Below are 16,424 nucleotides of genomic sequence, written 5' to 3' on the forward strand. Positions count from 1 at the left end.
CAGCGGAGAAAGTGCACATGACCCAGATTGACTACTATTTTGCGACACTCTCGCCCTATTCCTATCTGGCCGGAACCCGGCTGGAAGAGATCGCGGCAAAGCACGGTGCGACGATCAACTACAAGCCGTTGGACATTATCGCTCTGTTCTCGCGCACTGGTGGGGTTCCGCCGAAGGATCGGCACATCTCTCGCATCGAATACCGGGCTCAGGAATTGCTGCGCCAGTCCAGAAATCTGGGAATGGAATTCAACCTGCAACCCGCGCACTGGCCAACGAATATGGCCCCCTCATCCTACGCCGTGATCGCCGCCGTTCAGGACGGGTCCGGCGATGTCGGGCAGCTTTGCCATTCAATCCTGCGTGCCTGCTGGGCCGAGGAAAAGGACATCGCTCAGGATGATGTGATCCGCGATTGCCTGTCAAAGGCCGGGTTCGATCCCGGACTTGCCGACAGCGGCCTGCTTGTGGGTGCGGAAACCTACGCCGCCAATCTTGAAGAGGCCGTCGATCGCGGCGTGTTCGGCGCGCCGTTCTATATCACCCCGGATGACCAGAGGTTCTGGGGGCAGGACAGGCTGGACGAACTGGACCGGCACCTGGCGACGCTGTAGGCATGACAGGCCGTACTGTGCCGCAAGAAGTCTTTGTGCGAACATTGGGCAAGGGCGCGCATCAGATGCTCGCCCTGCACTGCACCATTGCCCATTCCGGCGCCTGGTCGGGCCTTGCAGCTGCGCTGGGCGGGCAGGCAAGCATGATTGCGCCGGACATGCTGTCACACGGCCGCAGCCCCGATTGGGACGGGCGGGGCGACTTTTTTGACCGGATGACCGAACTGGCGGCCAGCCAGCTGCAAAAACCGATGGATGTGATCGGCCACTCCTTTGGTGCGATGATCGCGTTGCGCCTAGCGGTCGAACACCCCGACCTCGTGCGCCGCGCTATTCTGATTGAGCCGGTCTTTTTTGCCCTGGCAAAGCTGGATGCCCCGGACCTCTACGATCAGCATGAGCGAGATGCAGAACCCTTTGTTTCCGCGCTCGCCACAGGCAACGCATCGCAGGCAGCCCGCCTGTTCAACCGCATGTGGAGCACACAGGACAGCCCCCGCTGGGCGGATCTGCCGGACCGTACCCGCGCCGCAATGATTCGCGGGGTGCATGTAGTCCCGGCCTCCAACAATGCCCTATCCGAGGACGGTGCGGGCCTGTTGCAACCGGAAAAACTGGAACGCGCCCAGATGCCGGTCCGGATCCTCAGCGGATCGCTGACGCACCCGGTCATCCCCGCAATATGCAACAGCCTGCAACGCCGTCTGCCTGCGGCAACCACCGAAATCATCCCGGAGGCAGGGCACATGCTGCCGATTTCCCATCCAAAAGAGACGGCGCGCAGCCTGTCGGAGTTCTTCCGAATTCCGTTGGCTTCTTCCGTTTGAATTTGCTGCGGCGGGGGCGACGCCCCCGACAACCGTCAGAAAAGGGCCAGAAACCGGTCGATCTGTTCCGCACTGATGGACCAGTCGCAGACAAGGCGGCAGGCCAGCATTTCGTCTTCGTCCGCCCCGTCCAGTTCATCACCCCACATGTGATAGACCGCGCCCTTTTCGTGCAATCGACGATGCAGGTGCCTCGGGAAACGGGCGAAAACGATATTGGCTTGCGGCTCGTGCAGGAAATCCGAACCGGCCGCCCGCAATCCTGCCGCCAGCCTTGCGCAATTCGCGTTCGCCTGCCGGGCTGCGCGCAGCCACAGATCATCCCGCAGATAGGCCGCCATCTGCGCGGACAGATAGCGGTGTTTGGAAAACAGATGCGCGCCCCGCTTGCGGCGCAACTCAAATTCCCAGGCTTTGCTTTCGTCAAAGAAAACGACAGCCTCGACACCCATCAGCCCGTTCTTGGTGCCGCCAAAGCTTACGGCGTCCACCCCGGCTTTCCACGTCATTTCGGCAGGGGAACAGTTGAGCGCGACCAGAGCATTGGCGAACCGTGCCCCGTCCAGATGCACCGGCAGGCCGTATTCCCGTGCCACACCGCACAGCCCCTGCAATTCGGCGAGCGAATAGACAGACCCGCGCTCGGTCACCTGAGTGATCGAAACAGGACCGCGCTGCGGACCATGTACGCCGCGGGTCTCCTCGCCCAGAATGCTGCTGCGCAATGCCTCTGGCTGCATCTTGTCGCCGCCGGGCACCAGCGTCAGCTTGGCGCCGCTGTAGAACTCGGGCGCGTTGCACTCATCCTCGTGAATGTGGGCGACGGGCGAGCAAAAGACGGTGTCCCAAGGGTTCGCCAGTGTCGCCAGCGCCAGCGAGTTTGCAGCCGTGCCTGTCGCCACCAGGTATACCGCCGCGCCCGGCGCCTCGAAGACGCCCCGGATCCGGTCGCGCACCTCGTTCATCAGCGTGTCGGCGCCATACGCCATCTGATAGCCATCATTGGCTTCACTCAGCGCGGTCAGCACTTCAGGATGGACTGGTCCGGAATTGTCAGAGGCGAAAAACATCAGACGGGCTCCTCGATAATATGGTCTTCCCACTCTTCCAGAGGGGTCTCGAATTCGGAAACGGTGCGCCCCTGAACGGAAACCCCGGCCGCATGAACGCTGTCCGGCGTCCCCGATATCAAGGGGTGCCAGTCATACAAGGGCTTGCCTTCCCACAGCAGCCGGTAGGCACAGGTCTGCGGCAGCCAATAGGCGTGATCGTCAATATTGTCCGGGGTCATCACGATGCATTCCGGCACGAACTGATGGCGGATGTCGTATTGCGTGCAGCGGCAGCTTTCGTCGTCCAGCAGGCGGCAGGCGACGCAGGTCAGGGCGACCTCGCCCGTGTCTTCATCTTCCAGCTTGTTCAGGCAGCATTTACCGCAGCCATCACACAGGGCCTCCCATTCGCGCTCGTTCAGGCGACGCAGGGGCTTACGCTCCCAAAAGCGATGCGGCAGGCCACCGCGTTCGATCGGGTCTTTTTTCATTGTCCCGCCAGAATCTCGCGGGCACGGGCACAATCCGCATCCATCTGCGCGACCAGCCCGTCCAGCCTCTCAAACGTCATCTCCGGGCGCAGATAGTCCACCAGCCCCACCGACAATGTGGCCCCGTAAAGATCGCCCGAAAAGTCGAACAGAAAGGTCTCAATATTCGGCACTGCGCCATTGAACATCGGGCGCGTCCCAACAGATGCGGCACCGCGATAGCTGCCCTGATTGGGTCCATCCAGAACGTCAACCAGCACCGCGTAGACGCCGAATTTCGGCGGATGCAACCCTTCGATGGACATGTTGGCCGTCGGAAAACCCAGTTCGCGCCCGCGTTGTTCCCCGCCGATGACCTCGCCTTCGATCCGGTGCCAGTGACCCAGCATCGAGGCGGCGTCGAGGGGACGCCCGTCACTCAGCGCCTGTCGGATCGCGGTGGATGAGACCACATGCTCGGACCGTTCTTTCAGCGGCGCGATGGTGACACCAAACCCCATGTCCCGGCCAAACCGGACCATGTCATCGGCTGTGCCGCTGCGTCCCTTGCCAAAACAGAAATCGGCCCCCACCACCACATGTGCCAGACCCAGGCCTTTGCAAATGACATCGCGCGCGAATTCCTCGGGGGTCAGGCCGGCCAGCGCACTGTTGAAGGGCAGCTCATACAACTTCTGCACCCCCAGCTTTTCCAGCCGATGCGCTCTGCTGTTGCCGCGCATCAGCCGAAAGGGGGGGCTGTCCGGCGCGAAAAACTCGCGCGGATGCGGCTCGAACGTCATGACACCCAAGGGCGCATCCGGCGCGGCTTTGCGCGCCAGTTCGATGACCGACTGATGGCCGATATGAACGCCGTCAAAATTCCCGATCGCCACGCTGGCGCCCCGGTCCTGAGGCTCGACAAACTGAAAATCCCGGATGATGCGCATGGCGTCTGCCTAGCGGGACTGAGAGGCGGGTTCAAGACCTGCCGATAGCAGATCAGACAGAGTTCGCCTCAGTCGAATTTCCGCGAGGGGGCCAGAACCATGGCTTCGCCAACCAAAACCTTTTTGCCTTCGACAGAACAATGGCAGTCCAGCTTGACGCGCCGCTTCGAGAAGTCGATGTCGATGACCTTGACCTCGGCATAAACCATGTCGCCGGGGCGGACCGGAGCCAGAAACTTCAGCGACTGGCCCATGTATACGGTACCGTGACCGGGCAGCTGCTCACCGATTACCGCCGAAATCAGGCCGGCCGTCAGCATCCCATGCGCGATGCGCCCTTCGAAAATCGTGTCGCGGGCATAATCGTCGTCCAGATGAACCGGGTTCCGGTCGGTCGACACCTGGGCAAACATCTCGATGTCCTCGTCCGTCACCACTTTGCGCAGGTGGCGGCTCATGCCCATTTCAATGTCTTCGATACAGATCGTTCCGCGCGGAAGATTGTCCAACATGTTGCCCTCACTTGCAGTTGGCGGAGAAATAAAAAACCGCCCGTAGCCATCGATTGGCAACTTTATTACTTCGCAAGTGCAGAAAATCAAGCCCTATTTACTACCTCAGACGGCCGATCGAATAGGTTGGATTTATTTTTTCTTTTTCAATATAGCTGTTTAGCGCATCCGGGTCAGGCTGGTATGATGTTTTTGTCTCGGATGCAGCCAGACCGCCGGATATGAACAGGGAATCAATCCCTTCCCCCATACCGCCGGCGATGTCCGTATGTGGACCGTCACCGATTGCCAGAATATCGGCATCGGCAATGTCTGCGCCCAGTTCCTGCAGCCTGCGCCGGGCCAGATCATAAATCGGCGGATGAGGCTTGCCAAAATAAAGGCTCTCACCGCCCATTTCGGTGTAAAGGCGGGCCAGAGCCCCTGCACACCATTCCCGTACTTCACCACGATCAACGACTATGTCGGGGTTTGCGCAGAGCAGCTTCAGCCCTTTTTGTTTGGCGTACAGAAAATCGGCCCGGTTGACCGCCGGGTCCGCCATGGGGTCGAACGGGCCGCAGCAAACAATTCCTTCGGCTTCATCCAGCGGCACCCGTTCGATCTGGATTGGGTGATGCAACAGCTTGAGTGGTTCAAAGAACCCTTCGTCACGCTCCCATTCGCCCATGAAATAGACTTTCTGGCCAACCGTGCCCCGGAACATGGCTGACCGGGCCGAGTCGCCACTGGTGGCGATAGTGTCATAGGCGTCGGCCGGTACGTTGAACTGCGTCAGTTGCACTGCCACACCGGCACGGGGTTTTGGTGAGTTTGTGACCAGAACCACCAAACCACCCGACGCGCGGTAAGATTGCAGCGCAGCAACTGCTTCGGGGAAGGCTGTAATGCCATTGTGCACGCAGCCCCACAGGTCGACGAACAGAGCTTTGTAGCGGTCGGAAACCTCGTCAAGCGATTGGATGATCTGTGTCATGTCAGGCCCCTGTTGACGCGGTGGGAAAGTCATCAAAGCCTATGGCAGAGGAATACCGGTTTGGCCAGTAGGGGCTTTGCCCCCGCCGCCTTTCGGGCGTCTCCCCCAGGATACTTTCAGCCAGATGAAGCAGGGGATCCAAACTTCATCTGGCCAAAAATATCCCGGAGCGCGAGGCAGAGCCTCGCAAAAAAAAGGTGCCCGATAGGGGTGCCTAACTTTCTGTAAAGAGTTCGGTGTTAGACCTTGAGGTTCGGGATGATCTGTTTCTTGCGGCTCATGATGCCGGGCAAAACCACGGCATCGCCGTCGACCGAGGCGCCAAAGCTTTTTTCGGCAACGGATTTGACCAGATCGTTCGGAACCAACAGGGTGGCTTCTTCGTTCAGGATGTCCACAACGAACAGCAGAACCTGATCCACACCATCTTCCCTGGCGACATCCGCCATCGAGCCTGCCAGGCTGTCCTTGCGGTCCAGAACAACACCGGGCGCGGTGGTTTCTAGAACCGAGACGCGGAATTTGGTGCCGTCGACTTCGTATTCCTTGCTGTCCATGCGGATCAGTTCCGCGTCGGAAAAGGACGAAACGTCCGACTTCGCGGCGAACATGTCGGCAGCGTATTCCGCAATATCCAACTCAAGTTCTGCGGCGAGCTTTTCCGCGACCGCACGATCGCGCGGGGTCGTGGTCGGCGAGCGGAACTCCAGCGTATCGGACAGGATGCAAGTCAGCGCCGCGCCTTTGATGGCGTCAGGCATCCTGGCCGCGTCATCCCCGATCAGGTCGATCATGATGGTTGCGGTACAGGCCAGCGGGCGGACGGTAATGTCGATCGGGCCTTTGGTTTCCAGGCCGCCGACCAGCTTGTGGTGGTCGATGATGGCGCGGATATCGGCGCCGTTGATACCGGCAGGCAGCTCGGCGGGGTTGTTGGTGTCGACGATGACGACCGGAGCGCCCTCACTCACGTCATCGATGATCCGCGGTTTCGGCAGATCCCAGTGGCGCAGCATGAAGGCGGCTTCGGTATTAGGCTCACCCAGCAGCACAGGCTCAGCTTTCTCGCCCTGGATTTCGTTCAGATACCAGGCCCACAGAATGGGCGAGCCGGTCGAGTCAGTGTCGGGGGACTTGTGGCCGAAAACCTGGATTGTCATGTCAGTGTCCTGCAGAAATGGGATTTTGCGGGCCTTATAGGGTGGACAGACAGGCTTGTCACCCGGCTGTGCGCCAGATGCGACTGTTCGTCAAACCTGACTGTCAGATCAGAAGGGCGCGCGGGTCAGCGTGAAACCTGCAAGCTGTAATTGATGCAACAACCCCTGCTTACCGGCCAGATGCCCCGCACCCACGGCGATGACGGCCGTTTGGTTCTTCAGTTCCAGAATGTGCTTCAGCCAGTTGTCGTTGCGCTGGATCAGCAATTGCTGCTCGAACGCCTTCCATTCGGCATCAAATTCTTCCTGCGTCAGATCTGATGCGTCGAACCCCTGCAGCAAGGAAAGCTGGATGATTTCGGCATGTTTTTCTTCCAGATAGGCGTTGGTCATCGTGGCCAGCTGGTCTTCGCTGGCCTCCAGCGCGCCGGCAAGCCGGGCCAGTGACTGGGCCTGTTCTTCGATCGGATGGCTTTCGAACATCGCAATGACATCTTCGACCTGTTCCAGCGAATGCTGCGGGATACCGTGAGTATCGGCGAGTTCGGACAGGCGTGCATCCATGCCGCGGTCTCCGTCCGGGGTCTGTGCCACGCAGGATGGCACGCCCAATGTCAGGCTCAAAAACCAGGGGCGCAACTTGGCGGCGGTCCAGGCGGGAATGCCGCGTTTGGCCAAGGTGGCTGACAGGGCGGCCCAATCCTCGGCCGGCATCAGATCAATCAGAGTCGGCCCCGATGTGATCAGCAAAGGGCTGGGGTCCTTGGCCAGAGCCTGCTCGAACGCTTTCATCTCGGCCTGCGAGGTTTCAAAGAAAAAGGCGTCGGCGTCTTTCAGGAGTGGTTCCAGCCGCTCGACCACGGCGGACATGCGCGGGTCATTGACGTGCAGGGTTCCGATCAGATGCAACACCGTGTCGCCCCTGACAGCAACCCAGTGGTTGCCTTCGGGAAAGAGGATGCCGTCCAAGGCGTGTTCAAGGCGGGTCGCCATCTCGGGTGTCATGTCCGCCCTCAGGTCGCGGCCTTCGCAAGCGGCGTGAAGGCTGGCAGGCAAGATCAGGCACAACAGAAATATCAGAAGGCGCATCGTTTTCCCCGGTTTGACGGCTATCCTATCGGGCGCGACATTGCCTTTCCTTTCGGCGGGGCGCAAGCTGAAGGGGCTGGCAACGTCTGGCAATCCCGGCCGAATAGCCTAGCATGGTGAGATGAAGCGCGAACAGGACCTTTACCCGCCGATCAAGGCGTTGCTTGAGCGTCAGGGATACACCGTCAAGGGCGAGGTCGGCGCAGCCGATATCGTTGCCGCGCGCGACGGCGATGATCCGGTCATTGTCGAACTGAAGCTGGGGTTTTCGCTGGCCCTGTTTCATCAGGCGATCACGCGCCTGAAAGTGACCGATCAGGTCTATGTCGGCGTGCGTAAACCCAAGGGCCGGACCGCAAGGCGGGCGCTGAGGGATAACCTGTCCTTGTGCCGTAGGCTGGGTTTGGGCCTGATCACCGTCCGGGAAGACGGCCGGGCCGAGGTGCATTGCGACCCGGGGCCTTACGCGCCCCGCAAGAACAAGGTAAGGGCCGCGCGGTTGTTGCGGGAATTCGACCGGCTGCAGGGCGACCCGAATGCGGGCGGGGCCACGCGGCATGGAATCGTGACCGGGTACCGCCAAGACGCCCTGAAATGTGCAGCATATCTGGCGGAATGCGGCGCGACCAAGGGATCTGACGTGGCCAGCGCAACCGGAGTTACCGGGGCGACGCGCATCATGCGCGACAATCACTATGGCTGGTTCGAAAAAGTCGAAAAGGGGGTCTACCAATTGTCGGCCTGTGGATCCGAGGGGCTGAAGCACTGGGCCTACAGCTGGGAACAGCAGGACTGAAGCCCGAAACGGCCCCGCTGGAATCCCGGACGCAAAAAGTTTCTCACATCTTGTTGACTCGGCCTTTCCAACTCCCTAGCTATGCGTCGTTATCACTCGGATGACCCGAGTGCTAACGCCTCGCCGTTAGGTGAGGGGAGGATAAACAAACTTTGAGCCCAAGGAGCTGCAAAGATGGCATTGAAACCGCTTCATGACCGTGTGCTGGTCCGTCGCGTTGAAAGCGACGAGAAAACAGCAGGCGGCCTGATCATTCCTGACAGCGCAAAAGAAAAGCCCAGCGAAGGCGAAGTCGTTGCAACCGGCGAAGGCGCACGCAAGGACAGCGGCGAACTGATCGCAATGGCCGTAAAAGCCGGCGACAAGATCCTGTTCGGCAAATGGTCGGGCACCGAGGTCAACGTCGGCGGCGAAGAGCTGCTGATGATGAAAGAAAGCGACATCATGGGGATCATCGAGTAAGCCTGCGCGCTTTCTCTGATCTTCATTTCCAACATATTTCTCAAGGAGAAACGACATGGCTGCAAAGGACGTCAAGTTCGACACCGATGCCCGCAACCGTATGCTGAAGGGTGTGAACATCCTGGCTGACGCGGTTAAAGTGACCCTGGGCCCCAAAGGCCGCAACGTGGTTCTGGACAAATCCTTCGGCGCGCCGCGCATCACCAAAGACGGTGTTTCGGTTGCCAAGGAAATCGAACTGGAAGACAAGTTCGAAAACATGGGCGCGCAGATGGTGAAAGAAGTCGCCAGCCGCACCAATGACGAAGCCGGCGACGGCACCACCACCGCAACCGTTCTGGCACAGGCCATCGTCAAAGAAGGTCTGAAGCAGGTTGCAGCAGGCCTGAACCCGATGGACCTGAAGCGCGGCATCGACCTGGCAACCGCCAAGGTTGTTGAAGGCATCAAGGCCGCTTCGCGCGAAGTCAAGGACTCGGCAGAAGTTGCTCAGGTTGGCACCATCTCGGCCAACGGCGAAGCCGAAATCGGTCAGCAGATCGCAGACGCGATGCAGAAGGTTGGCAACGAAGGCGTTATCACCGTCGAAGAAAACAAAGGTCTGGAAACCGAAACCGACGTTGTCGAAGGTATGCAGTTCGACCGTGGCTACCTGTCGCCCTACTTCGTCACCAACGCAGACAAGATGATCGCAGAGCTCGACGACTGCATGATCCTGCTGCACGAAAAGAAACTGTCCTCGCTGCAGCCGATGGTTCCGCTGCTCGAGCAGGTGATCCAGTCGCAAAAGCCGCTGCTGATCATTGCCGAGGATGTTGAAGGCGAAGCGCTGGCAACTCTGGTTGTCAACAAACTGCGCGGCGGCCTGAAAATTGCTGCTGTCAAAGCACCGGGCTTCGGCGATCGCCGCAAAGCCATGCTGCAGGACATCGCAATCCTGACCGGCGGTCAGGTCATCAGCGAAGATCTGGGCATGAAGCTCGAGTCCGTGACCATGGACATGCTGGGCACCGCCAAGAAGATCGAAATCACCAAAGACGAAACCACCATCGTCGACGGTGCTGGCGAGAAAGCCGAGATCGAAGCACGTGTTGCCCAGATCCGCACCCAGATCGAAGAAACCTCGTCGGACTACGACCGTGAGAAGCTGCAAGAGCGTGTTGCCAAACTGGCAGGCGGTGTTGCTGTTATCCGCGTCGGCGGCATGACCGAAGTTGAAGTGAAAGAGCGTAAGGACCGTGTGGACGATGCTCTAAACGCAACACGCGCTGCCGTTCAGGAAGGCGTCGTTGTGGGCGGTGGTGTTGCTCTGGTTCAGGCCGGTAAAGCACTGGAAGCTCTGAAGGGTGCAAACGCTGATCAGGACGCAGGCATCAACATCGTTCGTAAGGCTATCGAAGCGCCGCTGCGCCAGATCGCCGAGAACGCAGGTGTCGACGGTGCGGTTGTTGCAGGCAAAGTTCGCGAATCCTCGGATGCTGCCTTCGGCTTCAACGCGCAGACCGAAGAATATGGCGACATGTTCTCGTTCGGCGTGATCGACCCGGCCAAAGTTGTCCGTACCGCTCTGGAAGACGCGGCATCGGTTGCCGGTCTGCTGGTCACCACCGAAGCGATGGTTGCAGACAAGCCGCAGAAAGACGCACCTGCCGCCGGCGGCATGCCCGACATGGGCGGCATGGGCGGCATGATGTAAGACGTCGAATTCGCTCCGGCGAATTCTGACGGCCCCGACAGGCGCCAGACCCCATGGCCAGGCTGCTTCACGGGGACGCACAGTGCAAAGGAACGGGGTCGTCTTCGGGCGGCCCCGTTTCGGTTTCGATGGCCGCGATGCGGCCATGCCTCCGGCGGGAGTATTTGGGAAAAGATGAAGCGCCGGGTGTTTGCGGAAAGGACTGTCCAGTTCGCGGCGAACCGGCTATGCGGTTGATATGAGACTGTTCCTGCTGACCACCCTGACCATGTGCGCCTTCGCGGCGAACTCGATCCTGAACCGGCTGGCAATCGACAGCGGGGCCGCCGATCCGGCGGGATTTGCCGTGGTGCGGGTTCTGTCTGGGGCCTTGATGCTGGTCGTGTTGGTCCGGCAACAAGGCGAGCATCTGCCGGTATTTCACAAGCGCAGGGTTATCGGGGCCGGGTCACTGTCCATTTATATGATCGGGTTTTCGATGGCGTACCTGACGCTTGATGCGGGATTGGGGGCGTTGATCCTGTTCGGGGTTGTACAGATTTCCATGTTTGCCTTTGGCGCCGTGTCAGGTTCGGGTCCCACCGCGCGCCAGGTGGCCGGAGCGGGGATTGCGCTTGCCGGACTTGGGTATGTGTTGTGGCCATCTGGTGCTGTTCAGGTCGACTTGTCCGGCGCCGCGCTGATGACAGCGGCGGGTGTGGGCTGGGCCGCTTATTCGCTGGCAGGCCGGTCCGAGCCCGACGCGTTGCAAGGGACAGCTGCCAATTTCGTGGTTGCCCTGCCGGTCACGGCCGTTGCGCTGTTTTTGTTGGGCGGAGTTTGGCAGATGGAACCCACTGGGTATGCGCTGGCGATTTTGTCCGGCGCCGTGACTTCGGGGCTGGGTTATGCGCTGTGGTATCGGGTTCTGCCGAAGCTTTTGCCTGCGACTGCGGCCGTGGTGCAACTGAGCGTTCCGATCATCGCCATCGCGGCTGGCATTGCCCTGCTGGGGGAAACGGCAGGTCTGCGTCTGGCTGTTGGAACCGTCGCGGTTCTGGGCGGCATTGCGATGGCCGTATCGCGACGGAAGACCGGCTAGGGGTTTTCACGATCCACGATAAGCCTTATCTGGCGGCTATGAGATTTCTGGTCGTATTGCTTCTTTGCCTCGCTCCATCTTTTGCCAGCGCGAAATGCGTTGTTTTGCTGCATGGGCTTGCGCGAACCAAGGCTTCGTTTTCGGTGATGGAGCAATTGTTTAGCGCCCACGGCTACAAAGTCGTGCGTCCGGATTACCCGTCAACGGATCTGCCCATACCCGAACTGGCCCGGCAGACCGTGCCGGGCGCCCTTGCCGCCTGCGGGGACGAGACCGCGAATGTCGTGGCCCATTCGATGGGCGGGATTCTTCTGCGGTACTGGCTGCAAGACAATACACCGGACAACCTGGGCCGCGTTGTCATGCTGGGTCCGCCAAACCAGGGCAGCCAACTGGTTGACGAGCTTGGCTCATGGGAGGTTTTCGGTATGCTCAACGGTCCTGCCGGGTTGGCGCTGGGAACGGGACCGGAGGGTATTCCGGGCCAGTTGCCGCCGGTCGAATTCGATCTTGGCGTAATCGCGGGAGAGAACTCGCTGAACCCTTTGTTTTCGTCGATGATCGAGGGGCGGGATGATGGAAAGGTGTCAGTGCGAACCACCCGTGTCGCGGGCATGGCCGATCACATCGTATTGCCGGTGACCCATACCTTCATGATGAACAACCCCCGGGTCATGGCGCAGGCGCTGCATTTCATCGAGTTTGGCCGCTTTGATCCGCAGATCACCTGGCTCGACGGTGTCATGGATGTCATTGACGAGATCTGTATCGGAGAGGACTGTTCAGAACCTCCGTCGGAGCCGACGCGATGACCGCACTTGAACTGACCTTCACCCGGGCGGATGTTCTTGTGTCGGGTCACGAAGTGACGCGAACCGAACTGGCTGTGGCAGACGGGATCATTCAGTCCTCGGGGACCGGACGGCAGATCGATCTGTCGGGATACACCATCCTGCCCGGGATCGTCGATCTGCACGGGGACGGGTTTGAGCGTCATCTTGCGCCGCGTCGCGGAGCGATGAAGCAAATGGCCGAAGGTCTGGTGTCGGCCGAGGCGGAACTGGCCGCCAATGGTATTACCACAGCCGTGCTGGCCCAGTTCCACAGTTGGGAGGGCGGCGTGCGTGGCCCGGGATTTGCGGGCCAGGTCTTTGATGCGATTGCCGGGGTCAGGGATACCATCGTGACGGATCTGTTACCCCAGTTGCGGTTTGAAACCCACATGCTGGACGACTATGCGGACCTGCCCGAGCGTATTGCCCGGTGGCAGGTGCCTTATGTGGTGTTCAATGACCATCTGCCGCATGACCGCTTGGCGCAAGGACGCACACCGCCGCGTCTGACCGGGCAGGCGCTCAAGGCCGGGCGCAGCCCCGAAGCGCATCTTGAAATGCTGCAAGAAATGCATGCCCGGTCAGGGGAAGTACCGGCAGCGCTGGAACGGCTATGCGACACGCTGTCCGATCGCGGTGTCCGGTTGGGCAGTCATGACGACGCCACGGCCCGGGCCCGGGCAGACTGGCGCGCGCGTGGGGCCCGGATATCAGAATTTCCCGAAACGCTGGAAGCGGCCGAGGCGGCCCGTGCTGCCGGTGATCACGTCATACTGGGGTCTCCGAACGTGGTGCGGGGCGGCTCGCACAAAGGCAATGCCAGCGCGCTTGACCTGATCACGATGGGCCTGTGCGACGCGCTGGCGTCGGATTACCATTACCCCAGCCCGCGCCGCGCGGCCCTGATGCTGGCCAAAAGCGGTCTGCTGGATCTGGCCGGGGCCTGGGCGCTGGTCTCGTCAGGGCCTGCGCAGGTGCTGGGTCTGACGGATCGCGGCACGCTTGCACCGGGCAAACGGGCCGATCTGGTGATCCTGGAAACCGCCACCAACCGTGTCGCGGCCACTCTGGCGGGTGGGCGCGTCAGCTACATGTCCGGGGATATCGCGGCGCGCCTGGTGGCATAAGCGCGCTGCGTTTTCTATTGTTCAGGAATAGCTTCGACTGAGGCATCGCACGCAGGCTCGATAACCTTCAGCGGATGACCCGGTTGAAATGGCCCATCTTGCGGCCTGCCTTGACGTCGGCCTTGCCGTAGAGATGCAGCGCCACATCCCGTTCGCGGGCCAGATCGGGCACACGGTCCATATCGGCGCCGATCAGGTTCTCCATGACCACGTCGGAATGCCGCTGGCCATCCCCCAGAGGCCACCCTGCGACAGCGCGGACATGCTGTTCGAACTGATCCACGGCGCATCCATTCTGGGTCCAATGTCCCGAGTTGTGAACACGCGGGGCGATCTCGTTGACGATAAGACCCTCGGCCGTGACAAACAGTTCAACGCCCATCACCCCGACATAATCCAGCGCGTTCAGAATATTGGCCGCCAGCAGCACGGCATCCGTTCGCTGCGACGGCGACAGCCGCGCCGGTACGGTCGTTGTATGCAGGATACCGTCACGGTGGACGTTTTCACCGGGATCGAAACAGGCAACCTGACCGTCCAGACCTCGGGCGGCGATGACGGACACCTCGTGCGAGAAATCCACGAAGCCTTCCAAAATAGCAGGCGCGCCCGCCATATCGGCCAGTGCGGATTCGGCGTCGCCGGGCGCGCGCAGCCGGGCCTGACCTTTGCCGTCATAACCGAACCGGCGGGTCTTCAGAATGGCGGGTGTGCCAATCTCATCAATCGCTGCGCGCAGGCTGTCCAGATCTGTGATGTCGGCGAAGGGTGCCGTTTTAAGGCCCAGTCCCTGCAGAAAGCTCTTCTCGGTCAGCCGGTCCTGACTGACCCGCAGGGCTTCGCGGCCCGGGCGAATGGGGCGATGCGCTTCCAGCAGATCCAGTGCCTCGGTCGGGATGTTCTCGAACTCATAGGTGATGACATCCACGTCTTCGGCAAAGGCACGCAGGGCGTCGGCATTGTCATAGGCGGCAGTGGTCACGCGGTCGGCAACGTGGCCAGCAGGCGGGTTAGCGCCCGGCTCATAAACATGGGTGACAAACCCCAGTCGGGCCGCCGCGACCGACAGCATCCGGCCCAGCTGGCCACCGCCCAGAATTCCAATCCGAGCCCCGGTTTGCAATGCTTCAGTCATCGGCAGGCTCCTCGGGGATAGAGGCCGACAGGGCCTCACGCCAGGCATCCAGCCGTCCGGCCAGTTCGGCATCCTGCAGGGCCAGGATACCAGCAGCCATCAACCCGGCATTGGCACCACCCGCCGATCCGATGGCCATGGTCGCCACCGGAAACCCTTTCGGCATCTGTACGATGGAATAGAGGGAATCGACACCCGACAGGGCCCGCGTCTGAACCGGCACCCCGATCACCGGAACCCGTGTTTTCGAAGCCATCATGCCCGGAAGATGCGCGGCCCCGCCAGCACCCGCAATGATCACCTGCAAGCCGCGCGACACAGCGGTTTTTCCATAGTCCCACAGGCGATCCGGCGTGCGGTGGGCCGACACGATGCGCGCCTCGTAGGCAACACCCAGTTCGTCCAGAATATCCGCGGCTTCCTTCATCGTGGGCCAGTCCGACTGGCTGCCCATGATGATGCCTACCTTGATCTCACCCATCCGCATTTTCCCCGGCTTTTCAAAGAGCGCGCACTATAGCCAAATCCACCTGTCTGGCAATGCGTCAGGCGATGATGTCGGGGGTCAGGCGGTCCTCGATCAGCCGGATGATGTCCTTCAGCCGCAGTTTCTGCTTTTTCAGACGTTTGATGGTCAGCTGGTCCGAGGTACCCGTTGCCTGCAGCGCCTCGATCGCTTCGTCCAGATCGCGGTGCTGACGTCGGAACACCTCAAGTTCAACCCGCAAAACCTCATCAGTTTTCATGGAAAGATCGGTAGGCGCATTCATAGGCGACTCAGTCGTAGTTGTGGTGCTTTCCACACAAGATAGTGTGTCAGGGTTTATCGGGCCAGACCTTGTGGACATCCCTGCATATTCCCATATTCTATAACACGCGGTTGCCGCAACGGGGCCGCACCACCCGTCGCTTTGACATAAAAGGACGAGAAAACGTGTCAAAACTTACTCTTGGCTCATACCCGCATCTTTTGGGGTTCGAGCAGTTGGAACGCCTTCTGGAACGGTCTGCAAAGGCTGGCAACGAAGGATACCCGCCCTACAATATCGAACAGACATCGGATTTTTCGTATCGCATCACCCTGGCCGTGGCCGGGTTCGCGGAAGAAGATCTGTCGATCACCATCGAGGATCGCCAGCTGGTGATCCGGGGCCGTCAACGCGACGACAGCGAGGGGCGCATCTTTTTGCACCGTGGCATCGCGGCGCGTCAGTTTCAGCGCATGTTTGTGCTGGCTGATGGGGTCGAGGTTGGCGAAGCGATCATGGAAAACGGTCTGCTGCACGTGGACCTGACCCGCGCCGTGCCGGAAACCGTGGTGCAGACGATCAACATAAGGAAGGGGTAAGAGCAATGAATACACCGATTGAGATTAACACCGAAGGCGACCGGATCGTGTATGTCAAAGCGGTCGATGTTGCCGATCTTCCCTTGGAAGTGCGAGAGCAGGCCGGTGATCTGGATCAGCTTTACGCGGTTCACGATTCCGACGGACAGCAATTGGCGCTGGTCGCCGACCGGAAACTGGCCTTTGTCCTGGCCCGTGAACATGACTTTTCACCGGTGGCCGTTCACTGAACGGCCCCGCCTCCGGCTGTTTTTAGCGTGACAATGACCGCCATAGCGGCGACACATGCGAACCGG

General features: G+C 60.4%; 20 protein-coding genes. 10 read left to right on the plus strand and 10 right to left on the minus strand.

What is annotated here, in order from left to right:
• Positions 1-17 precede the first annotated feature (17 nt).
• Both ACR0CG_RS09185 and ACR0CG_RS09190 read left to right on the plus strand, forming a co-directional pair.
• On the plus strand, positions 18-614 hold the full coding sequence (locus tag ACR0CG_RS09185) for a DsbA family protein (RefSeq protein ID WP_480524291.1): 597 nt from the start codon (positions 18-20) through the stop codon (positions 612-614).
• A 2-nt stretch (positions 615-616) separates the two neighbouring features.
• A complete protein-coding gene (locus ACR0CG_RS09190) occupies positions 617-1,441 on the plus strand; it encodes an alpha/beta fold hydrolase (protein ID WP_480524293.1) in 825 nt (274 codons plus the stop codon).
• A 35-nt stretch (positions 1,442-1,476) separates the two neighbouring features.
• Here the strand turns inward: ACR0CG_RS09190 and ACR0CG_RS09195 are convergent, their stop codons facing one another.
• The 7 genes from ACR0CG_RS09195 to ACR0CG_RS09225 all read right to left on the minus strand — a co-directional run bounded on the left by ACR0CG_RS09195 (position 1,477) and on the right by ACR0CG_RS09225 (position 7,650).
• A complete protein-coding gene (locus ACR0CG_RS09195; RefSeq protein WP_480524294.1) occupies positions 1,477-2,511 on the minus strand; it encodes a threonine aldolase family protein in 1,035 nt (344 codons plus the stop codon).
• On the minus strand, positions 2,511-2,984 hold the full coding sequence (locus tag ACR0CG_RS09200) for a YcgN family cysteine cluster protein (RefSeq protein ID WP_170807905.1): 474 nt from the start codon (positions 2,982-2,984) through the stop codon (positions 2,511-2,513). Before ACR0CG_RS09200 ends, ACR0CG_RS09195 begins: the two co-directional genes overlap by 1 nt.
• A complete protein-coding gene (locus tag ACR0CG_RS09205) occupies positions 2,981-3,913 on the minus strand; it encodes a bifunctional riboflavin kinase/FAD synthetase (protein ID WP_480524296.1) in 933 nt (310 codons plus the stop codon). Before ACR0CG_RS09205 ends, ACR0CG_RS09200 begins: the two co-directional genes overlap by 4 nt.
• Positions 3,914-3,981: 68 nt before the next feature.
• On the minus strand, positions 3,982-4,425 hold the full coding sequence (locus ACR0CG_RS09210; protein WP_170614757.1) for a MaoC family dehydratase: 444 nt from the start codon (positions 4,423-4,425) through the stop codon (positions 3,982-3,984).
• A 100-nt stretch (positions 4,426-4,525) separates the two neighbouring features.
• A complete protein-coding gene (locus tag ACR0CG_RS09215; RefSeq protein ID WP_480524298.1) occupies positions 4,526-5,401 on the minus strand; it encodes a TIGR01459 family HAD-type hydrolase in 876 nt (291 codons plus the stop codon).
• Between the two features lie 239 nt (positions 5,402-5,640).
• Positions 5,641-6,561 (minus strand): manganese-dependent inorganic pyrophosphatase, encoded by a 921-nt coding sequence (locus tag ACR0CG_RS09220; RefSeq protein WP_480524300.1) that lies wholly within the window; start codon positions 6,559-6,561, stop codon positions 5,641-5,643.
• Positions 6,562-6,669: 108 nt separating this feature from the next.
• Complete coding sequence (locus ACR0CG_RS09225; protein WP_480524301.1) at positions 6,670-7,650, minus strand: TraB/GumN family protein; 981 nt, start codon at positions 7,648-7,650, stop codon at positions 6,670-6,672.
• A gap of 121 nt (positions 7,651-7,771) precedes the next feature.
• Between ACR0CG_RS09225 and ACR0CG_RS09230 the strand changes: the two genes are divergently transcribed.
• From ACR0CG_RS09230 to ACR0CG_RS09255, 6 genes are all read left to right on the plus strand, one after another.
• Positions 7,772-8,446 (plus strand): DUF2161 domain-containing phosphodiesterase, encoded by a 675-nt coding sequence (locus ACR0CG_RS09230; RefSeq protein ID WP_480524303.1) that lies wholly within the window; start codon positions 7,772-7,774, stop codon positions 8,444-8,446.
• A gap of 174 nt (positions 8,447-8,620) precedes the next feature.
• Positions 8,621-8,908 (plus strand): co-chaperone GroES, encoded by a 288-nt coding sequence (locus ACR0CG_RS09235; protein WP_480524305.1) that lies wholly within the window; start codon positions 8,621-8,623, stop codon positions 8,906-8,908.
• A gap of 55 nt (positions 8,909-8,963) precedes the next feature.
• Positions 8,964-10,604: a chaperonin GroEL gene (gene groL / locus ACR0CG_RS09240; RefSeq protein ID WP_170614751.1), complete on the plus strand. Its 1,641-nt coding sequence runs from the start codon at positions 8,964-8,966 to the stop codon at positions 10,602-10,604.
• Positions 10,605-10,842: 238 nt separating this feature from the next.
• On the plus strand, positions 10,843-11,685 hold the full coding sequence (locus tag ACR0CG_RS09245; RefSeq protein WP_480524307.1) for a DMT family transporter: 843 nt from the start codon (positions 10,843-10,845) through the stop codon (positions 11,683-11,685).
• A gap of 38 nt (positions 11,686-11,723) precedes the next feature.
• Positions 11,724-12,497 carry an alpha/beta fold hydrolase gene (locus ACR0CG_RS09250; protein ID WP_480524309.1) on the plus strand — a complete coding sequence of 258 codons (774 nt, stop codon included), beginning with the start codon at positions 11,724-11,726 and terminating at the stop codon, positions 12,495-12,497.
• Complete coding sequence (locus ACR0CG_RS09255; RefSeq protein ID WP_480524311.1) at positions 12,494-13,645, plus strand: alpha-D-ribose 1-methylphosphonate 5-triphosphate diphosphatase; 1,152 nt, start codon at positions 12,494-12,496, stop codon at positions 13,643-13,645. Before ACR0CG_RS09250 ends, ACR0CG_RS09255 begins: the two co-directional genes overlap by 4 nt.
• A gap of 67 nt (positions 13,646-13,712) precedes the next feature.
• Here the strand turns inward: ACR0CG_RS09255 and ACR0CG_RS09260 are convergent, their stop codons facing one another.
• The 3 genes from ACR0CG_RS09260 to ACR0CG_RS09270 form a co-directional block, all read right to left on the minus strand.
• A complete protein-coding gene (locus ACR0CG_RS09260) occupies positions 13,713-14,780 on the minus strand; it encodes a 5-(carboxyamino)imidazole ribonucleotide synthase (RefSeq protein ID WP_480524313.1) in 1,068 nt (355 codons plus the stop codon).
• A complete protein-coding gene (gene purE / locus ACR0CG_RS09265; RefSeq protein ID WP_170614746.1) occupies positions 14,773-15,261 on the minus strand; it encodes a 5-(carboxyamino)imidazole ribonucleotide mutase in 489 nt (162 codons plus the stop codon). The genes ACR0CG_RS09260 and purE overlap by 8 nt, the downstream gene beginning before the upstream one ends.
• Positions 15,262-15,325: 64 nt before the next feature.
• Positions 15,326-15,550: a YdcH family protein gene (locus ACR0CG_RS09270; RefSeq protein ID WP_037308505.1), complete on the minus strand. Its 225-nt coding sequence runs from the start codon at positions 15,548-15,550 to the stop codon at positions 15,326-15,328.
• 164 nt (positions 15,551-15,714) lie between these two features.
• On the opposite strand from ACR0CG_RS09270, the gene ACR0CG_RS09275 reads away from it, so the two are divergent.
• On the plus strand, positions 15,715-16,128 hold the full coding sequence (locus tag ACR0CG_RS09275; RefSeq protein WP_058275530.1) for an Hsp20 family protein: 414 nt from the start codon (positions 15,715-15,717) through the stop codon (positions 16,126-16,128).
• A 5-nt stretch (positions 16,129-16,133) separates the two neighbouring features.
• Entirely contained in the window at positions 16,134-16,358 is a 225-nt protein-coding gene (locus ACR0CG_RS09280) for a DUF1150 family protein (RefSeq protein ID WP_170614745.1), read from the plus strand.
• Positions 16,359-16,424: the final 66 nt, after the last annotated feature.

The sequence above is a fragment of the Ruegeria sp. AB8 genome, assembly GCF_056542605.1.

Coding starts and splice junctions, on each gene's coding strand:
- ACR0CG_RS09205 (WP_480524296.1), bottom strand. CDS start 3,913: ATGCGCATCATCCGGGATTTTCAGTTTGTCGAGCCTCAGGACCGGGGC.
- ACR0CG_RS09270 (WP_037308505.1), bottom strand. CDS start 15,550: ATGAATGCGCCTACCGATCTTTCCATGAAAACTGATGAGGTTTTGCGG.
- ACR0CG_RS09225 (WP_480524301.1), bottom strand. CDS start 7,650: ATGCGCCTTCTGATATTTCTGTTGTGCCTGATCTTGCCTGCCAGCCTT.
- ACR0CG_RS09280 (WP_170614745.1), top strand. CDS start 16,134: ATGAATACACCGATTGAGATTAACACCGAAGGCGACCGGATCGTGTAT.
- ACR0CG_RS09250 (WP_480524309.1), top strand. CDS start 11,724: ATGAGATTTCTGGTCGTATTGCTTCTTTGCCTCGCTCCATCTTTTGCC.
- ACR0CG_RS09230 (WP_480524303.1), top strand. CDS start 7,772: ATGAAGCGCGAACAGGACCTTTACCCGCCGATCAAGGCGTTGCTTGAG.
- ACR0CG_RS09185 (WP_480524291.1), top strand. CDS start 18: ATGACCCAGATTGACTACTATTTTGCGACACTCTCGCCCTATTCCTAT.
- ACR0CG_RS09255 (WP_480524311.1), top strand. CDS start 12,494: ATGACCGCACTTGAACTGACCTTCACCCGGGCGGATGTTCTTGTGTCG.
- purE (WP_170614746.1), bottom strand. CDS start 15,261: ATGGGTGAGATCAAGGTAGGCATCATCATGGGCAGCCAGTCGGACTGG.
- ACR0CG_RS09190 (WP_480524293.1), top strand. CDS start 617: ATGACAGGCCGTACTGTGCCGCAAGAAGTCTTTGTGCGAACATTGGGC.
- ACR0CG_RS09200 (WP_170807905.1), bottom strand. CDS start 2,984: ATGAAAAAAGACCCGATCGAACGCGGTGGCCTGCCGCATCGCTTTTGG.
- groL (WP_170614751.1), top strand. CDS start 8,964: ATGGCTGCAAAGGACGTCAAGTTCGACACCGATGCCCGCAACCGTATG.
- ACR0CG_RS09210 (WP_170614757.1), bottom strand. CDS start 4,425: ATGTTGGACAATCTTCCGCGCGGAACGATCTGTATCGAAGACATTGAA.
- ACR0CG_RS09260 (WP_480524313.1), bottom strand. CDS start 14,780: ATGACTGAAGCATTGCAAACCGGGGCTCGGATTGGAATTCTGGGCGGT.
- ACR0CG_RS09195 (WP_480524294.1), bottom strand. CDS start 2,511: ATGTTTTTCGCCTCTGACAATTCCGGACCAGTCCATCCTGAAGTGCTG.
- ACR0CG_RS09245 (WP_480524307.1), top strand. CDS start 10,843: ATGAGACTGTTCCTGCTGACCACCCTGACCATGTGCGCCTTCGCGGCG.
- ACR0CG_RS09235 (WP_480524305.1), top strand. CDS start 8,621: ATGGCATTGAAACCGCTTCATGACCGTGTGCTGGTCCGTCGCGTTGAA.
- ACR0CG_RS09220 (WP_480524300.1), bottom strand. CDS start 6,561: ATGACAATCCAGGTTTTCGGCCACAAGTCCCCCGACACTGACTCGACC.
- ACR0CG_RS09215 (WP_480524298.1), bottom strand. CDS start 5,401: ATGACACAGATCATCCAATCGCTTGACGAGGTTTCCGACCGCTACAAA.